Raw genomic sequence first — 1,088 nt, 5'->3', positions numbered from 1 at the left:
GAAATATCTATGAATTAAATATGCGAGCAAAGTTTTTTCGTTTTCAGTTCGTCATAGAGGTACTATATAAACTCCCTAATTTCGGAATACAGAATTACAGAGAAAACGGAAAACAAAAATTTCAAAAATCGAAAAATCAAGATTTCAAATTTAAAAATTTTTAAATAAAATCCCACACCAAAAATCCAAAATCAACCCCAAAAATGTAGAATTTCTATTTTCAAAAAACATCAAAAAACGTGCGGTATTTTATCGATATAGATATATCTAAAAAAATTCATGCGCACACTATAGGTTTTTAACTCGTACAGTAGTAAAACGAAATCATCAGAACAAAATATATCTCGAAATAAACTTTAAAAATAAATTCACAAATTCACAAATTTAAATTTAAGAAAAAACTCTTTTTTGTTAATTCTCTGTTAGATCATAAAAACCTTTTGAATGCTACTTGCTGCACTCAGAAGGTTTTCTTTCAATACAAAAAAGAGAGAACCAAACTTAATATTAAGACTGGTTCTCTCTTTGTCATTCAAATATCATCAACCGCACCACATTTTTCACATTTAACCTAGCACTTATATGAGTAATATACATCTTCACCATCTTTGACCTTACTTTTTGAAATCCGATAAATTTTCATTTCTTCGTTATAACATTCCCAACAGGTATGTTTAACAATATCACCTTTTTTATACAAAACTATTCAACCTCCATTTCATCAATCAAATGACCGTTATATTCTTGTTTCTCACTTTCCGTTAACTCTTGATATTCTTGTTCAAATTTCATTAAATCCTTATTCCACATTGCAATTAATCTATAATAATACTCATTTTTATCTGTACTCTTATACTTGTCCAATTCGCCATCTTCGTATTTTTTAGCATAATCTTTTAGCAATCCACCGTACACAATTAATTGTCGACCTTTTAAAGCTAAATAAAACACGTCGAACACATCTTGACTCACTGACATTTCATAATCTTTTGCTGAATACTTCGCAACCTCTGCAACTGCATTTCCTTCTCGAATTAACTCTACTTTTTGAATATGTACTTGCGTAATCTCTGGCATATCTGTTACTT

1 protein-coding gene is annotated in these 1,088 nt (G+C 29.1%); it reads right to left on the bottom strand.

All coding sequences use genetic code 11. The features are described 5' to 3' along the window. Positions 1-702: 702 nt before the first annotated feature. Positions 703-1,088, bottom strand: a 386-nt coding sequence (locus CQ064_RS33090) for a protein rep (RefSeq protein WP_181147428.1), incomplete at its 5' end; no start/stop codon positions are given.

Source organism: Bacillus sp. MYb78, from assembly GCF_002975115.1.
Classification (GTDB): Bacteria; Bacillota; Bacilli; order Bacillales; family Bacillaceae_G; genus Bacillus_A; species Bacillus_A cereus.
The sequence above is the reverse complement of the archived record's forward strand: the minus strand, read 5'-3'. Positions and strand labels throughout refer to the sequence as shown.